Annotated in this window: 16 protein-coding genes and 1 pseudogene; 3 read left to right on the forward strand and 14 right to left on the reverse strand. The window is 38.1% G+C overall.

What is annotated here, in order from left to right:
- Positions 1-197: 197 nt before the first annotated feature.
- From MKZ18_RS17045 to MKZ18_RS17055, 3 genes are read right to left on the reverse strand one after another with little or no spacing between them, the layout of a single operon-like run.
- On the reverse strand, positions 198-623 hold the full coding sequence (locus tag MKZ18_RS17045) for a Fur family transcriptional regulator (protein WP_025911602.1): 426 nt from the start codon (positions 621-623) through the stop codon (positions 198-200).
- Positions 620-1,462 carry a metal ABC transporter permease gene (locus tag MKZ18_RS17050; RefSeq protein ID WP_025911604.1) on the reverse strand — a complete coding sequence of 281 codons (843 nt, stop codon included), beginning with the start codon at positions 1,460-1,462 and terminating at the stop codon, positions 620-622. The genes MKZ18_RS17045 and MKZ18_RS17050 overlap by 4 nt, the downstream gene beginning before the upstream one ends.
- Positions 1,459-2,238: a metal ABC transporter ATP-binding protein gene (locus MKZ18_RS17055; protein WP_078989269.1), complete on the reverse strand. Its 780-nt coding sequence runs from the start codon at positions 2,236-2,238 to the stop codon at positions 1,459-1,461. Before MKZ18_RS17055 ends, MKZ18_RS17050 begins: the two co-directional genes overlap by 4 nt.
- Positions 2,239-2,448: 210 nt before the next feature.
- Between MKZ18_RS17055 and MKZ18_RS17060 the strand changes: the two genes are divergently transcribed.
- A complete protein-coding gene (locus MKZ18_RS17060; RefSeq protein WP_025911607.1) occupies positions 2,449-2,700 on the forward strand; it encodes a DUF2624 domain-containing protein in 252 nt (83 codons plus the stop codon).
- A 336-nt stretch (positions 2,701-3,036) separates the two neighbouring features.
- Here MKZ18_RS17060 and MKZ18_RS17065 read toward each other — a convergent pair whose 3' ends face one another.
- Positions 3,037-3,927 (reverse strand): deoxyribonuclease IV, encoded by an 891-nt coding sequence (locus MKZ18_RS17065; protein ID WP_061784752.1) that lies wholly within the window; start codon positions 3,925-3,927, stop codon positions 3,037-3,039.
- Between the two features lie 18 nt (positions 3,928-3,945).
- Entirely contained in the window at positions 3,946-5,265 is a 1,320-nt protein-coding gene (locus tag MKZ18_RS17070) for a DEAD/DEAH box helicase (RefSeq protein ID WP_025911611.1), read from the reverse strand.
- A 174-nt stretch (positions 5,266-5,439) separates the two neighbouring features.
- Between MKZ18_RS17070 and vrrA the strand changes: the two genes are divergently transcribed.
- Entirely contained in the window at positions 5,440-6,099 is a 660-nt protein-coding gene (vrrA, locus tag MKZ18_RS17075; RefSeq protein ID WP_373688725.1) for a VrrA/YqfQ family protein, read from the forward strand.
- A gap of 184 nt (positions 6,100-6,283) precedes the next feature.
- Positions 6,284-7,234 carry a 4-hydroxy-3-methylbut-2-enyl diphosphate reductase gene (locus MKZ18_RS17080; protein WP_100346809.1) on the forward strand — a complete coding sequence of 317 codons (951 nt, stop codon included), beginning with the start codon at positions 6,284-6,286 and terminating at the stop codon, positions 7,232-7,234.
- A gap of 27 nt (positions 7,235-7,261) precedes the next feature.
- On the opposite strand, the gene MKZ18_RS17085 is transcribed toward MKZ18_RS17080, so the two are convergent.
- The 9 genes and pseudogenes from MKZ18_RS17085 to MKZ18_RS17125 form a co-directional block, all read right to left on the reverse strand.
- Positions 7,262-8,383, reverse strand: coding sequence for a Nif3-like dinuclear metal center hexameric protein (locus tag MKZ18_RS17085; protein WP_025911615.1), 1,122 nt, complete (start codon positions 8,381-8,383; stop codon positions 7,262-7,264).
- The gene (locus tag MKZ18_RS17090) at positions 8,380-9,087 is read right to left on the reverse strand and encodes a tRNA (adenine(22)-N(1))-methyltransferase (protein ID WP_025911616.1); all 708 of its coding nucleotides are present in this window, start codon (positions 9,085-9,087) and stop codon (positions 8,380-8,382) included. The genes MKZ18_RS17085 and MKZ18_RS17090 overlap by 4 nt, the downstream gene beginning before the upstream one ends.
- 149 nt (positions 9,088-9,236) lie before the next feature.
- Positions 9,237-9,596, reverse strand: coding sequence for a cytochrome c550 (gene cccA, locus MKZ18_RS17095; RefSeq protein ID WP_025911618.1), 360 nt, complete (start codon positions 9,594-9,596; stop codon positions 9,237-9,239).
- Positions 9,597-9,766: 170 nt separating this feature from the next.
- Positions 9,767-10,907: pseudogene (locus MKZ18_RS17100) on the reverse strand (acyl-CoA dehydrogenase family protein).
- A gap of 309 nt (positions 10,908-11,216) precedes the next feature.
- Entirely contained in the window at positions 11,217-12,347 is a 1,131-nt protein-coding gene (rpoD, locus tag MKZ18_RS17105; protein ID WP_061784756.1) for an RNA polymerase sigma factor RpoD, read from the reverse strand.
- A 63-nt stretch (positions 12,348-12,410) separates the two neighbouring features.
- A complete protein-coding gene (dnaG, locus tag MKZ18_RS17110; RefSeq protein WP_061784757.1) occupies positions 12,411-14,219 on the reverse strand; it encodes a DNA primase in 1,809 nt (602 codons plus the stop codon).
- Between the two features lie 41 nt (positions 14,220-14,260).
- A complete protein-coding gene (locus tag MKZ18_RS17115; RefSeq protein ID WP_061784758.1) occupies positions 14,261-14,746 on the reverse strand; it encodes a YaiI/YqxD family protein in 486 nt (161 codons plus the stop codon).
- A 282-nt stretch (positions 14,747-15,028) separates the two neighbouring features.
- The gene (locus MKZ18_RS17120) at positions 15,029-15,835 is read right to left on the reverse strand and encodes a pyruvate, water dikinase regulatory protein (RefSeq protein ID WP_025911626.1); all 807 of its coding nucleotides are present in this window, start codon (positions 15,833-15,835) and stop codon (positions 15,029-15,031) included.
- A 36-nt stretch (positions 15,836-15,871) separates the two neighbouring features.
- The gene (locus MKZ18_RS17125) at positions 15,872-16,510 is read right to left on the reverse strand and encodes a helix-turn-helix transcriptional regulator (RefSeq protein WP_090752854.1); all 639 of its coding nucleotides are present in this window, start codon (positions 16,508-16,510) and stop codon (positions 15,872-15,874) included.
- Positions 16,511-16,757: the final 247 nt, after the last annotated feature.

The raw sequence follows: 16,757 nt of genomic DNA on the forward strand, positions 1-16,757 counted from the left end.
CTCGCTGCGCTGCGGGATCTCAGTTTTCCCTCTCTTTCCCGCAGGAGTCGAGTGTCCTACGCTCCATCCCACCCTGTTTCCAACATTGTTTTCACAATCAACCAAAAAACCTGAACGATTAAAAGTGAGAAACTCTCAATCGTTCAGGTTTATCATTGGCTGAATTACTTATATCCCAGCCTCTTTGTTTATAAAATTTAGTTTACCACTTGCTCGTTACAATCCGTACATTTGCCGTAGATTTCAAATTTATGTCCCGTTACATCGAATCCCTTTAAGTCTTCGTTTACATACTTCATTGGACAAGCATCAATTTCTTTTGTTTTGCCGCATTCTAAGCAAATAAAGTGATGATGGTGGTGTTTAGTTGCACATTTAAAGCGGAAGTGCTTTTCACTTGAAAGCTCGGTCATCTCTAATATGCCAAGGTCTGCAAATAGTGATAAGTTACGATAAATAGTATCAAAGCTAAGACCTGGATAATCCAATCGCATATGCTCTAACACATCTTTAGCCGTTAAGTACTTATCCGTTTTTGAAAACAACGTAAGCATTTCTTCTCGTTTTCCAGTATGCTTATATCCTTCATCTTTTAACAAATTAATTGCTTCTGACAAATTCATGTTCTTTTCCCCTTTCGCCCTTTGTTAATCATAATTGATATAATTAAAATTATAACAGCAATGACAACAATTGTACCTCCGGGAGCTAAATCTAAATAGTAAGCTGAAAACAACCCACCTAGTACGGATACTTCTCCAAACATGACCGATAATAAAATGGTTTGTTTGAAACCATTAGCTAAGCGAATGCTCGCTGCTACCGGGAGCGTCATTAAGGATGACACTAATAAAATTCCAACAATTCGCATGGAAACCGCAATAACTAAAGCAACCATTACGATAAATAAAAAATGCACCCATTTCGCTTTAATGCCAGATGCTGACGCATGCTCTTCATCAAAGGATAAAATAAATAATTCTTTATAAAATACGAAAACGAGCGTAATAACTACTACCGCAATACCAATAACCGTCCATAAATCCGATCGGCTTACAGCACTCACGCTACCAAACAAATAATTCATTAGGTCATTGTTAAAGCCATCTGCTAATGAAATACAAATGGCACTAATTCCTATTCCGCCCGATAAAATAATGGGAATGGCTAATTCTTGGTAATGCTTGTAAACCGCACGTAGCTTTTCAATGAAAAGCGATCCTCCAACTGAAGCAACCATTCCTAGATATAGTGGATTTACCCCTTGCATAAACCCTACTTTCTGACTCAATAACAAGCTGAAAGAAATTCCGGCAAGAGTTACATGGCTAAGCGCATCTGCAATAAGAGAAAGGCGGCGCACAACAATAAAAGCGCCCAAAAGCGGAGCTAGGATTCCAATGATCATTCCCGTTGCAAATGCATTGCGTAAAAATTCAAATTCAAATAAACTTGCAATCATGCGTGCTGCCCTCCATGGTCATGGTGATGAGTTAACATATGAATGTCATGTCCATAAAACATGGATACATCATGCTCACAAAACGTTTCAAAGTCCTTTGATTCCCCGTGAAAATGTAAAAATTTATTTAAACACGCAACGTGCGTTACTTTATCAGTGATCGTTCCAATATCATGCGTAACAAGTAACAGCGTAATTCCGTGTTCCTTATTTAGCTTTTCTAATAGTTGATAAAAATTTTGAACATTTTGAGCATCCACACCAACCGTTGGCTCATCTAATATAAGCAGCTCCGGATCACTCACAAGAGCACGTGCAATAAAAATACGCTGTTGCTGTCCACCGGATAACTCACCTATGTTTCGATTTATAAACTCACTCATACCAACTGCCGCTATTGCTTCTTTGACTTTTTTTCGATGTGCTGGTGTCATAAACTTAAACAAGCCAATCTTAGACGTTAGCCCTGTTGATACAACTTCAAATACAGTTGCGGGAAAACCACTGTTAAAACTATTTGCTTTTTGTGACACATAGCCAATTTTGCTTCGCTCTTTAAATTTTCTTTGTTCTGTCCCAAATAAGCGAATTAATCCTTTTGAAGGCTTCTGCAATCCTAGAATACATTTAATAAGCGTTGATTTTCCAGAGCCATTTGGACCCACAAGCCCTAAAAAAGACCCTTTTGGAATTGAAAAGCTAATGTCTTCTAAAACATATCTCCCATCGTATTGGAACGATAATTGTTCAACTTCAATAGCATTCGCTATACTCATATCCATCACCATTCTTTTCTATATTTAAGCACGACGAACAGGGCACGGTTTATTGTCTTAGCCGTTACCCCATTCATGTCAGAATCGTTACGATTTAATCATTCTAGTAGTATACCTCAATCCTACTTTGTTGTAAACTTTAACACATAAAGAAAATAGGCACATGTTGCACTTTCCCTCATACAATATATATAACGAGGAGGGATTGACATGAAAATTGTTCAACAAATCGTGAACAAAAAAATAAATAACTTAACACCCAAAGAGTTGCTTAGCTATAGTAAGCAGTATAATGTATTCATTACACCTGAACAGGCTCATACTCTTGTAAACGTCATTAAGCAAAAACCTGTAAATATTTACAATGAATCTGAGCGGCGTTATTTAATTAAACAAATTGCTCAAGTAACAGATCGTGAAACGGCTAAAAAGGTTAATGAGCTGTTCCAAAAACTGATGTAACATAAACAAAGAGTCTAAGAAAAAACGAAATGATTTTTTCTCAAAGACCACGTATGCCTTTTCTAAAGTCTTTAGGCTGTAATAACCAGTTCGTTCCATTGCGCTGCAGACACTCGCTTTCCGCGGGGAGGAATCTGAGCCTCCTCGCTGCGCTGCGGGGTCTCAGCCTTTCCTCTGTTCCCGCAGGAGTCATATGTCTTACGCTCCATTCCACTAGGCTTTTTAACTTATTTTCAAAACAAACAAAAAGATACCCGAACTATCAAAAGTCGTTAACTTCCACTAGTTCGGATATCTCGTTAGCTCAAATACTTATGTCCCAGCTTATTTTAGCTGTTAGCTCATCAGCTTATTTTGTAACTCGGGATCAAACGCTTTTGCTTTTAGCATATCAATTTCAAGCTTATACGGTGCTTTTTTCGTCTTTTTGTCAATACCAACGTACGGCGTTTCTAAAATTTTAGGTACATCCACAAATGCTGGATGATGGACAATGTAATTTAACGCGTCAAATCCAATATGGCCAAATCCAATATTTTCATGTCGGTCTTTTTTAGCCCCACAGCTATTTTTACTATCGTTAACGTGCAGTACTTTAATACGGTCGATACCTACTGTTTTGTCGAATTCGTTTAGCACACCGTCAAAATCATTCACAATATCATAGCCTGCATCGTGAACGTGACATGTATCAAAGCAAACCGACAGCTTTTCGTTATGCGTCACTCCATCAATAATCATAGCGATTTCTTCAAAACTTCTTCCACATTCAGAACCTTTTCCAGCCATTGTTTCTAAAGCAATTTGTACTTCTTGGTCTGGACGAAGCACTTCGTTTAACCCACTAATAATCTGCTTGATTCCTGTTTCTGCCCCCGCTCCTACATGAGCTCCTGGATGAAGCACAATTTGGCGAGCCCCAAGAGCATGCGTGCGCTGAATTTCTGAAGTTAAAAACTCTACTCCAAGCTCAAACGTGGCTGGATTTGTTGTATTCCCAATATTAATGATATATGGAGCATGCACAACGATATTATCAATACCGTTTTCTTTCATATGCTGTAGACCAGCTTCAATGTTTAGCTCTTCAATTTTTTTGCGTCTTGTATTTTGAGGAGCACCCGTATAAATCATAAACGTATTCGCTCCATATGAAACAGCTTCTTCACTAGCACCAAGTAACATCTTTTTCCCACTCATTGATACGTGTGAACCGATTTTTAACATGTTGTTACCACCTCTGTTTTATCGATTATTCCGGCGCTCGCTTCTTTTTTTCTTCTGAACAAATTTTTGAATTTCTCGAGCACGTTTTTTCTTATAACCAGGTTTTACTTTCTTCGGCTTTTGAATTAAGCGACTTGCTTCTTTATCAACGTCATCCGTTTTCTTTTGACGTTTTTTACGACGGTTGCGGTCATCAATTGAAATCCACTCACCGTTTTTTAAGTCTTTGTTCACAAACTCAATTCCCATTTTCTCAAGTCGAATCACTGCATCTTCATCTTCTACATCATACATTGTAGCAGCAATTCCTGAATATCCAGCACGTGCTGTACGTCCTACGCGATGAATATAAAAATCCAGGTCTGAAGGAAGCTCAAAGTTAATTACGTGGCTAATTCCTTCAATATCAATACCGCGAGCTGCTAAATCTGTTGCAACAACGTATTGAAACTCTAAATTTGAGATTTGTTTCATCATTTTCTTACGATCACGCGGCGTTAAATCCCCGTGAATACGACCTACGCGAAGACCTTTTGCCATTAAATCATCCGCTACTTCATCAGCCATCTTCTTCGTGTTGGTAAACACAATAGCTAAATATGGGTTATACGACAAAAGCATATCATGTAAAAGTTTAAACTTGTTACGGTGACGAAGTGGTACTAATACATGCTCTAGCTTAGCTGCTGCTACTTGGTTTGGTGATACGTGAGAATACTTAGGGTTATCCATATATTTTTTCAAGAATGGCTTTAATTTCTCTGGAATTGTAGCTGAGAATACAAGCATTTGAAGCTTTTCAGGCATGCTACTCGCTAAGCGATCTACATCTTCTAAAAAGCCCATATCAAGCATTAAATCTGCTTCATCCACAACGATTGCTGCAGTTGTATGAACAAATAACGCTTTTTCATTCACTAAGTCAAATAAACGTGAAGGTGTTCCAACGACAATTTGCGGCTGTTTTTTTAGCTTTTCAATCGTACGCTGCTTGTCTGTTCCACCAATAAAACATTTTGCCGTAATTTCTTTGCCTTCTTCACAGTACTTCGTAATCTTTAGTACTTCTTTATAAATTTGTGAAGCTAACTCACGTGTTGGTGCCGCAATAACAACCTGTACTTCTTGTTTTGCTGGATTTACTTTTTCTAAAAGAGGAAGTAAATATGCATGTGTTTTACCTGTTCCAGTTTGCGACTGACCAATAACGCTGTCTCCCTTTAAAACTGATGGAATTAAGCGTTCTTGAATTTCTGTTGGGTTATAAAACCCTAATTGCTTGATTGCTTCTATTAAAAATGGCTGTAGCTCAAAACGTTCAAAGTTAGTTTTTTCCATATTAAATCTCCTTTTTTTACTGTCACGTTCAATTTTAAACACAATATATGATTATAATCCATTTTGCTCTCGCTGACTACTGATCATTTCGATTCTAAAAACTTATGTTGGGTTTTGCAAACATTTTCGGTACAAATGCATAGGATAAAGAAGAAGTTTACTAACCTAAAGGAGGTGCGCTCTTTGATTCCAAGAAGACCATCCTTTCCCCCTCGTATGCAGAGTCCTTTTGGACCTACTAATACTCAACAAACATTCTTCCCGAATACACAGGGAATCAACCCTCAAGGAACGTCTCGTGGTCCAGGGAATTTACTAGCTCGTATATTTGGAAGAGGTCGTTCTGGTGCCAGAGGTCCTGAAGCCATTGGAGGTTCTGGAGCTGCTGGAGCTCAAAGGATGATTCCACCTACTTCTCTATTTAATACGGTTCAAAGTGCAGCTACACCAGCATCGTCTGCTTCATTATTAAGTAACTTACAGAACTTAACGAACCCTGCTACGCTTAGCTCTATGATGACCAATATTCAAAAGGTTATTAAAGTAGCTGAAACCATGGGGCCAATGGTACAACAATACGGACCACTCGTTAAAAACGCTCCATCTCTCCTAAAAATGTATCAGCTATTACGAACGGCGGATACAGATGAAGGAGAAGAGAATGACACAAATAACGATAGCGAAGAAAAAGAAAATGAAGTAAGTAAGCAGGTTGATGGTTTAAAAGAGGACGAAAAAGAAAAAAAATCGGAAAGTGACGAGTTTGATTTTGATGATCAAGAAATTAAATCTGTTAAAAAGGTACGCCAATCAACACCAAAGCTTTACATTTAAGATAAAAAAGGTAGAGAGGTTAACATCTACCTTTTATACATACTTGCATCGAAACTAAGGGCTAATTCCAGTTATTGAGATGAACCATTACAGCACCAATATATTCTTTGTATTATTGTTCATGCTTTTATATAATAGAAAGGAGTTTACAAATACTCGTCACCTTATGATGAGGAGGATACTAATGAAGGTTATAAAAATTGCTCCACGCGGCTATTGCTATGGAGTTGTTGATGCAATGGTTATTGCACGCAACGCAGCTTTGGATACATCACTTCCACGCCCAATTTATATATTAGGCATGATTGTGCATAACAAGCACGTAACAGACGCGTTTGAAGAAGATGGAATCATTACCCTAGACGGTGCAAACCGTTTAGAGATTTTAGATAAAATTAATGAAGGTACGGTCATTTTTACAGCTCATGGTGTATCACCAGAAGTAAAAGAACGCGCAAAGGAAAAAGGACTTGTTACCATTGACGCAACGTGTCCAGACGTAACAAAAACCCATGACCTTATTCTTGCAAAAGAAAAAGAAGGCTATGAGGTTGTCTATATCGGCAAAAAAGGCCATCCTGAGCCAGAAGGTGCAGTTGGAATTGCACCTCACATCGTTCATCTAATTGAAAAAGAAGAAGATGTGGAATCCCTTGCGATTACAAGAGATAAAATCATTGTGACTAATCAAACAACAATGAGCCAATGGGACGTAGCCGATGTGATTGAAAAAGTTCAGGAGAAGTACCCTCATGCTGAAGTTCATAAAGAAATTTGCCTAGCAACACAAGTACGTCAAGAAGCGGTAGCGGAACAAGCCGGAGAAGCCGACGTGACAATTGTTGTTGGTGATCCAAAAAGTAATAACTCTAACCGCCTAGCGCAGGTTTCTGAAGAGATTGCTGGAACAAAAGCTTATCGTATTAGCGATATTTCTGAGCTTGAAGTGGATTGGCTTAAAGGTGCTACTTCTGTTGCTGTAACGGCTGGTGCATCAACTCCTACGCCAATTACAAAAGAAGTCATTAAGTATCTAGAGCAGTTTGACCCTGCTGATGAAACGACTTGGACGCGCGAAAAAGCTGTTCCTTTATCAAAAATCTTACCAAAAGTACGTACAAAAAAATCATCCTAAAAAAAGATGCTCTGATGAGCATCTTTTTTATAGAAACGTAAATGGATTTGTATCAACTTGAGAAGAAAAGATCGTGCACTCAAACTTTTTGTCTTTACATAGCTCTTGCATTTTCTTTTCAACCCCTTGACGCATTACCTTTTCCACATGATGACCAGGATCGATAACGTTCAATCCCATCATCATCGCGTCATGAGCTACGTGAAAATATAAGTCTCCTGTAACGTAAACGTCCGCACCTTTAAACTTTGCATTAGAGATGTATTTGTTACCATCTCCACCTAATACGGCTACCTTTTTCACCGTATCATGTAAGTCACCAACAACTCTTAGCCCTTCTACATCTAACGCTTCTTTTACATGATGAGCAAATTCTTTTAAAGTCATCTCACGAGGAAGCTTTCCAATCTTCCCAAGACCGTACTCTTTTCCTTTTTGCTTAAGCTTATAAATGTCATACGCTACTTCTTCATATGGGTGAGCACGCAGCACAGCTTGTACAACTTTTTTTTGAAGCTTTGCTGGAAAGATCGTTTCAATTTTCACTTCGTTCACGCGTTCTGCAGTACCCTGTGAGCCGATATAAGGGTTTGCCTGCTCAGATGGAGTGAAGGTTCCAATCCCTTCTGTAAAGAAAGCACAGCCACTATATAGCCCTATCTCACCTGCACCGGCTTCTGAGATAGCTTGGTGAACGGCTTCATAGTGAGTTTTTGGCACATAGACTACAAGTTTATTTAGTTCTTCAGCACCCGTTGGAACAAGCACTTCGGTATTTTGCAAACCTAATGCATCAGCTAACAAATCGTTAACCCCACCTTCAGTAATATCTAAGTTCGTATGAGCAGCGTATACCGCAATATCATGTTTAATGCACTTTTCAACAATACGGCCAGCGGGTTGGTCCGTTTGAATTTGTTGTAATGGTCGAAAGATAGGAGGATGATGAGCGATAATGAGATCTACATGTTTTTCAATCGCTTCATCAACAACCGTTTCTAATACATCTAAGGTAATCATCACTTTATGAACCGGCTTGTTTAATGTCCCGATTTGCAAACCAATTTTATCCCCTTCCATAGCTAAGTGCTTCGGGGAAAAAGACTCAAACAGTTCAATAACTTGATAACCGTTTGGTACTTTATTCATGATAAAACCTCCTCAATGATTCGAATTTCATTTTCTAGCTTTTTCTTTTTTTCTTGCCCTTCTTTTGTTGTAGCTGATTTCTCCATTTGCTCGACGATCTTTTTTGTATGAGCTAGCTCATGATTCCATTTCTTTTTAAAAGCATCGTTTTTCTCTTTTGCTAAGATTGGACCTACTAAAATTCCCGCTTCAACTTTTTCATCATAAGACTCTAACGGCTCTCCTTGTTCAGCAACAAGAATTTCATAGATTCGACCGTCATCTTCCATGATTTTTTCGTCAATTAAAGACCATTTATGTTCAATTAACCACTGTCTGATATGATGAGCCCCAATATTAGGCTGAAGCACAAGTCTTGTAACGCCCTGTAGCTTTTCTTTCCCGTCTTCTAAAATGGTTTGAATTAAAGTTCCACCCATTCCTGCAATTGTAATGCAGTCTACTTCACCCGGTTTAATAACAGATAACCCATCGCCTTTTCTTACTTCAATAACGTCTGTTAAGTTTGTTTTTTCTACCTGCTTCACAGCTGATTGAAAAGGACCTTCTGTAATTTCACCTGCAATTGCTCCTTTTATATACCCTTGTAAATATGCATAGCAAGGTAGATAAGCATGATCTGATCCAATATCAGCAAGCATAGCTCCTTTTGGAATTGATTTTGCGACTTCTTCTAGTCGCTTGGATAATTTTAGCTCATTCATTGTCTTGTCACCTATTCTTTATGTAATTACTGTTCCTTATTTTATCACAAACACTGTTGCGAATCATACTGTGACTCCGCTTCTATTATTTCCTATATCCCATAAAAAAAAGCCTCTTCGTTTGTAAGAGGCTGCCATAAAAATCCTATTTATTTAATTTCTGAAACCCATTTCGCCATCTCAGGAGCTTTTTCAGCAGATATTAACCCTGGTGGCATTGATCCCTTTCCGTTCACTAGGATATCAGCAATTTCTTCTTCAGAAAGCTTGTCGCCCACTCCTTTTAAAGCTGGCCCTACGCCTCCTTGATACTGATCGCCGTGACATCCAATACAGTTTTGTTGATAGAGATCTTCAGGCTTTGCTGAGGCTTGATCTTCTTCGCCTCCACCTTCTTTTTCAGCGGCTATTTCTTCTGCGTTGTTGAGACCATTAAATGAGAAGGTTACCATTAATCCAATTCCAATAAGTGCAATAAGCAAAAATGGTATCAGTGGATTTCGATTCATTAACTATACCCCCTTTATGTATTCCCATCCCGTGAAATAGCAAAAATAGTATAAGCATCTTTATTTTACTGTAAAACGAGGACAAGTGAAAGGGTTTTATTTACAGAATTATCTAACCTATCCATAAAATCTACTATTTTTCGAAGCGTTTACACTTTTCAAGTAGTTAATTAGCACCCAATTTGCCTAGCAATAACGGAACGCTGAATTTCAGATGTTCCTTCGCCAATCTCCAACAGCTTGGCATCACGTAAAAAGCGCTCAACCTGATACTCTTTCATATAACCATATCCACCGTGGATTTGAATCGCTTGGCTGGCTACTTCCATACATATTTCAGAGGCATATAGTTTACACATGGCTGCTTCCTTAGTAAAAGGTTTGCCTTGATCTTTCAGCCATGCTGCCTTATAAACCATTGTTCTTGCCAGTTCCACTTTCATGGCCATATCTGCTAGTTTAAATTGGATTGCTTGAAAAGACGAAAGTGTTTTTCCAAACTGCTTTCTTTCTTGTGCATAAGCAAGAGCTTTTTCATAAGCCGCTTGAGCAATTCCAACTCCCATTGCTCCAATTCCAATTCGTCCTCCGTCGAGCGTTTTTAAGAATTGCTTAAATCCCTCTCCTTTTTTGCCAAGTAGATTTTCTTCTGGCACTTTTACGTCTTCTAGAATTAGTTCCGTTGTATTTGAAGCATGAAGTCCCATCTTTTCATAATTATCGATGACTGAGAAACCAGCTGCATCAGTCGGCACAATTAACGCAGAAATCTCTTTTTTTCCTTCATGTCTTGCCGTTACAGCTGTCAAAGCTAAAAATTTTGCATAGCTTGCATTGGTAATGTAGCATTTACTACCGTTAATCGTATATTCACCATTTTCTAACTCTGCACTTGTTTCAGTTCCTCCAGCATCACTTCCCGCATTAGGCTCAGTTAACCCAAATGCTCCAAACGATTCTCCTGTGCAGATTGGAACTAAGTATTTTTCTTTTTGCTCCGGTGTTCCAAATAGGTGAATAGGCGCCCCCCCCTAACGATACATGAGCAGAATATGTAATTCCCGTTGAACCACACGCTCTGCTTAGCTCTTCTACTACAATTGCAAAGCTGACCGTATCAGCACCGCCCCCACCATACTCTTCTGGGAAAGGAAGTCCCATAACGCCTAAATCAGATAACTTTTTAAACACATCTAACGGAAATTCTTTCGTCTTGTCTCGTTCCAATGCTCCTGGTGCAACCTCAGCTTCAGAAAACTCTCGAAGTGTTTTTTGAATCATTTTCTGTTCTGCCGTTAATTCAAAATTCATCTCAAATCCCCCCAAACAAAATGTATACGCTTACAATAATTAATTATAAGTCATTTTTGTAAATTTTCTCAACTTTTAAAATAAGAGAATCTATTTCATGATATAATAAACGAAAGTTTCTTTAAAAAAATGACAGCGATTGCATTTAAGGGCGTGACTGGATAAATTAGTGGATTTTTTTTAAAAGAGCATTTGCAAAACAAAACTCATTTCAGTAAAATATATTCAAAGGGTAGTGATTGGTAAAAAAAAGAAGCAAAAAAATAGTTTACTCCTATATAGAAGTAAACTATTAATTCATCACAAATTCTATTCTAAGAAATCCTTTAAGCGCTTGCTGCGGCTTGGATGTCTTAACTTACGTAGCGCTTTTGCTTCAATTTGACGAATACGTTCACGCGTTACGCCAAACACTTTTCCAACTTCTTCAAGTGTACGTGTACGACCATCATCTAAGCCAAAACGAAGACGCAGCACATTTTCTTCACGATCTGTTAACGTATCTAAGACGTCTTCTAATTGCTCTTTTAATAGTTCGTAAGCAGCGTGCTCAGAAGGCGATGTTGCATCTTGATCTTCAATGAAGTCACCTAAATGAGAATCATCTTCTTCACCAATAGGCGTTTCAAGTGAAACAGGCTCTTGCGCAATTTTTAAGATTTCACGTACTTTTTCTGGCGTTAAATCCATATCCTCTGCAATTTCTTCTGGAGATGGCTCACGACCTAAGTCTTGCAGTAATTGACGTTGAACACGAATTAACTTGTTAATTGTTTCTACCATGTGTACAGGAATACGAATTGTTCTTGCTTGGTCTGCAATCGCACGTGTGATGGCTTGACGAATCCACCATGTTGCATACGTACTAAATTTGTAACCTTTACGGTAATCAAACTTTTCAACTGCTTTAATTAGGCCCATATTTCCTTCTTGAATTAAATCTAAGAAAAGCATGCCGCGTCCTACATATCTCTTAGCAATACTTACAACTAGACGTAAGTTTGCTTCTGCTAAACGGCGCTTAGCTTCTTCATCGCCTTCTTCAATACGTTTTGCCAAGTTAATTTCTTCTTCAGCAGATAGAAGATCTACACGACCAATTTCTTTCAAATACATACGAACAGGGTCATTGATTTTTACTCCTGGTGGCACGCTAAGATCATTCAAATCAAACTCTTCTTCCTTAGACAATTGTTGAATATCTGGATCCGCATCTTCATTTGCTTCTGCTTCACTCATCACTTCAACACCTTGTTCACCAAGGAATTCATAGTATTCATCCATTTGGTCGGACTCAATTTCAAAATTTGCCATGCGCTCGGCAATTTCTTCATATGTGAGAACACCACGTTTTTTACCAATTTCAGTCAATTGTTCTTTGACTTGCTCTATTGTTAAATCTGAATCAAGTTGCTTTGAATGTGCTGATTTTTCAGCCATCAAATCCCCTCCTTCCAAAATTTTGAGGATACCTTTTTTAAAAGTGGGACTAATAAACACGTTTTATTTTAACGCCTTTTTTAATTCCAAAATTTCCATTGCAATCGTCGCAGCCTTTACATAATCCTTTTGACGCTCCGCTTCTTGCCTTTGCTGCTCTTTTTCTTTTATTATGGACTTCTTTTCATAATTCAACACTTGTTGAATGTAATCATGCAACGCTTGCTCCGACAATTCTTCGTTAATTGACATCATCGCTAGTTCCGAAGCTAAACCTGTCAGATTTGAATCAGGAATACGTTCGATAAAGTTGCTTGGGTTAGGACTATACCCTTCTTCGTAGTAACCATACAAGTATGTCACAAGAGCCCTATGTTCTTCTATATTAAACTGTGCTTGAAGCAGATCTTGAATCCGAAACGCTATATCCCTGTCTTTTAGCATATATGCAATTAAATGCCTCTCTGCATTTTCATGTGCAGGAAGAAGGTTTTTTTTGGTGACAGGATGTCTTGATATAGTATTTCTATTCCAAGAATCATTATCCTTTTTCTTTTTCACTTCATGGCGAACTTGTTGCTGCTGTTCCTTTAAAGCATCTAATGAAATTGAAAACTCTTGAGACAGTTGCCTGAGGTAATAGTCTTTTTCGACCGCTTTTGTTAATTGACTAACTGCTTTTAACACTTCATCAATGTACTTCATGCGATCAGCTTCAATCTGCAAGTTCTTACCACGTCGCAAGTATCGCATTTTAAACGCCATAAGCGTCAAGCTGTTTTCAATGACTTCGTTTCGAAATTTTGCTGCTCCAAACTCTTTTATATAATCGTCAGGGTCATATCCATCCGGCATCGTGGCGACTTTTACTGAGCAGCCTGCATCTGTTAAAATATTCACAGCTTTATACGCAGCTTCAATACCTGCCGAGTCTGCATCATAGCATACAATAACGGATTCAACGTTTCGACGAATAATTTTTGCCTGCTCTTCTGTAAGCGCAGTACCCATCGTTGCAATTGACTGTTGACACTCAGCAGTAACCGATGAAATAACGTCTGCGAATCCTTCAAATAAAATGACTTGTTGATTTTTTCTGATGTGTTTTTTTGCACGGTGAAAATTGTAGAGTGTACGACTTTTATTAAAGATTGAAGTTTCGGGACTATTTAGATACTTAGGCTGCCCTTTTATCTCTTTTAATAGGCGACCTGAAAAAGCAATGGTTCTTCCTTGTAAGTCTGCAATAGGAAACATAACTCGATCTCGAAACCGATCGAAATAGCTTTCTTCTTGATTTCGTTTAATGATAAGACCTGCAGCTTCCATTTCATCTGGCTTAAATCCACGCTTTGTTAAAAACTTAGTAACGAAATCCCAGGAATCTAGCGCATATCCAATTTCAAACTCGTCTATAATTTCTCTTGTGAAACCACGGTTGATTAAATAGTCATAGGCTTCCTGGCCTTCTTTTGTATTTACCAATAAATGATGATAAAATTTCTTTAAAAGCTCATGTGCATCAACAAGGGCATTTTCTGACTTTGAACCCTCAGAGCTCGGCTGTTGCACTTCATATTCAAATGGAATGTTTCCTTTATCAGCAAGGTGTTGAGCAGCTTCGGTAAATGAAAGCCCCTCTAAATCCATAACAAATGAAAATGCGTTTCCTCCAGCTCCACAGCCAAAGCAATGATAAATTTGCTTATCTGGCGATACGGAAAACGATGGTGTATTTTCCCCATGAAACGGACACAGCCCAAAATAGTTTCGGCCCTGTTTCGTTAGCTGCACATAGTCGCTTATGACATCGACAATATCTACTGAACGCCGAATACGATCAATCACTTCATCAGGAATTCGATTTGCCATGTTAACAGCTCCGTATTTCTATAGTAATTCTTCATCAAAAGCTAAATTCCTTCACGTTTCGACAATATTTTTTCGAGTGCTGTGCTGAATTTTTCTCTGTCTTCATCGCTAAAAGCTTTAGGACCTTTTGAATAGCGACCTGCTTTTCTTTCCTTTGCTGAAACATATCGAAAAAAAAGAACCGTATCCATATCGTTCTCACTATATACTTTTCCACGTGGAGACAATACATAAACACGTCGACTAAGAAGCATGCTCGCTAACCCTGTATCCTGTGTTACAGCGACATCTCCTTGCTGAACATGATTTAAAATGTATAAGTCTACTGCTTCCTTCTCACTATCTACGTAAACCCACTTACCAGCTGAAGGGTTTGTTTGCATGTGAGCATATGAAGCAACAAAAACAACCTCAACGCAGTATGTATGTGCCAGTTCTACAATCTCTTTTTTTACAGGACACGCATCAGCATCGACAAAAATCGTATAGTTTCTTTTGCTATAACTCTGTATTCTACATCCCTCCACAGATTCCTTCTACCATTTGTAATTTCATGTAGATTGCGTTTGTCGAATACTTTTTAGACTCAATCCTTGACATTTATATAAATAGTTTATTCGTTCTTCACAGAGTCTAAACCTAAAACTATTCTTTTTTATCACAATTTTTAATTATAATATAACTACGCAATATTTTCTACCATAAAGTTAAAGAGTAGCCCTTCACGCAAAGGGCCATCATTCAGGAATGATGGCTCATAAAGCAACACAGTGTTGTCACGTCATTTCTTCGTGTAACTGACAACTGCTTTATTTCTTTTGTTGAATGATTTTCGCAATAATTCCAGCAGTCTCTTCTACAGCTCGATTTGAGACGTCCACTACTTCACATCCAATTTTATCGACAATTCCTTGGAAGAAATCTAACTCCTCTTTAATTCTTTCAATGTTTGCGTAAATAGCTTGGTCATTTAGTCCTAATGATTTTAAACGTTCTTTGCGAATATCATTCAATTTATCAGGACTAATCATCAGGCCAATGCATTTTTTAGGCGACACGTGAAAGAGTTCTTCTGGTGGATCTACTTCCGGTACGATTGGAACGTTAGCCACCTTTAAACGTTTATGAGCTAAAAACTGAGACAGCGGCGTTTTAGACGTTCGTGATACTCCAATGAGCACAATATCTGCTCGCAGAATGCCTCTTGGATCTCGTCCATCATCATATTTAACTGCAAATTCAATCGCTTCCACTTTTTTGAAATAATCATCATCTAGCTTGCGAACCGTTCCTGGTTCATATCTTGGCGATAGCTGATAGGATGATTGAATTTTATCAATAAGCGGTCCAATAATATCAAAAACTTCCACGCCTTTTTTAGCCGCTTCGTTCAGCAAAAAGTTTCGCATTTCTGGTTTCACAAGCGTAAATCCAATAATTCCATTATTCAACTTAGCCAAAGATACCACTTCTGCTAACGTAGCAGTATCTTCTACATAAGGAACTCGTTTAATAATAAACTCCGTCATATTAAATTGACTGGAAGCTGCTTTGACAACTAATTCTGCTGTTTCCCCAACCGAATCTGAAATTACATATAAGCATGGGTTGTTCATTTTGGCACATCCCCTTAATCATTTTAATCACTTCGATTATAATACTTCATCATGAGCCAGTGCTACTAGTAATTTTGTGATATTTGTTTTGGTCACTCTTCCTACTACCTCAAGTCCTGCGTCTACTTTTTTCACCACGGGAATGGCATCAATTTGTTTCTCAATCAGCACTTGTGCAATATCAATGAGAAGCTCTTCACGATGACAATATGTAATGTTAGGCATCCTAGTCATAATAATATGAACAGGAATTGATGTAAGCTCTTGTTTCCCGATGCTGGCACGCAGCAAGTCTTTTCGAGATAGAACTCCTACTAATAACGACTGTTCATCCACAACAAACAACGTTCCTACATCTTCTAGAAACATCGTACAAATCGCATCGTATACGGACACATTCTCATTGACTACAACAGGAATAGATTGATAGTCCTGAACTTGGATTTTTTTGATTTTATCCGTTAGCAGCTGCGCCCCTGTTTTTCCTGTATAGAAATAACCCACACGAGGTCGTGCTTCTAAATAACCTGCCATTGTTAAAATCGCTAAGTCCGGTCGCAGCGTTGCACGCGTTAAGTTTAGCTTATCTGCAATATGCTCTCCAGTAATGGGACCTTGATCTTTTACAATCTGTAAGATGTGCTCTTGTCTTTTATTTAGTTCGATTTTAATCACCACCTAACTGTTAAATGTGACATACTATTTATAGAAACATTATATACTTTTTATTCAAAAGTAAAAGATGAAAAGATATATTTTTAAAAGGATTTTTTATTCTATCATGTTACGGCCAAAAAAACATGAAAGATGCCTGTAACTTTTTTAATGACTATTCGCTTTTTTAAATCAATAGTAAAAAGGGCGTCTCAAATATTACTTTATCCTTTGAGGCACCCTCACGTTATGTTATAAAACTCATACG

This window comes from Priestia sp. FSL W8-0001, from assembly GCF_038050335.1.
In the GTDB taxonomy this organism is placed as follows: domain Bacteria; phylum Bacillota; class Bacilli; order Bacillales; family Bacillaceae_H; genus Priestia; species Priestia flexa.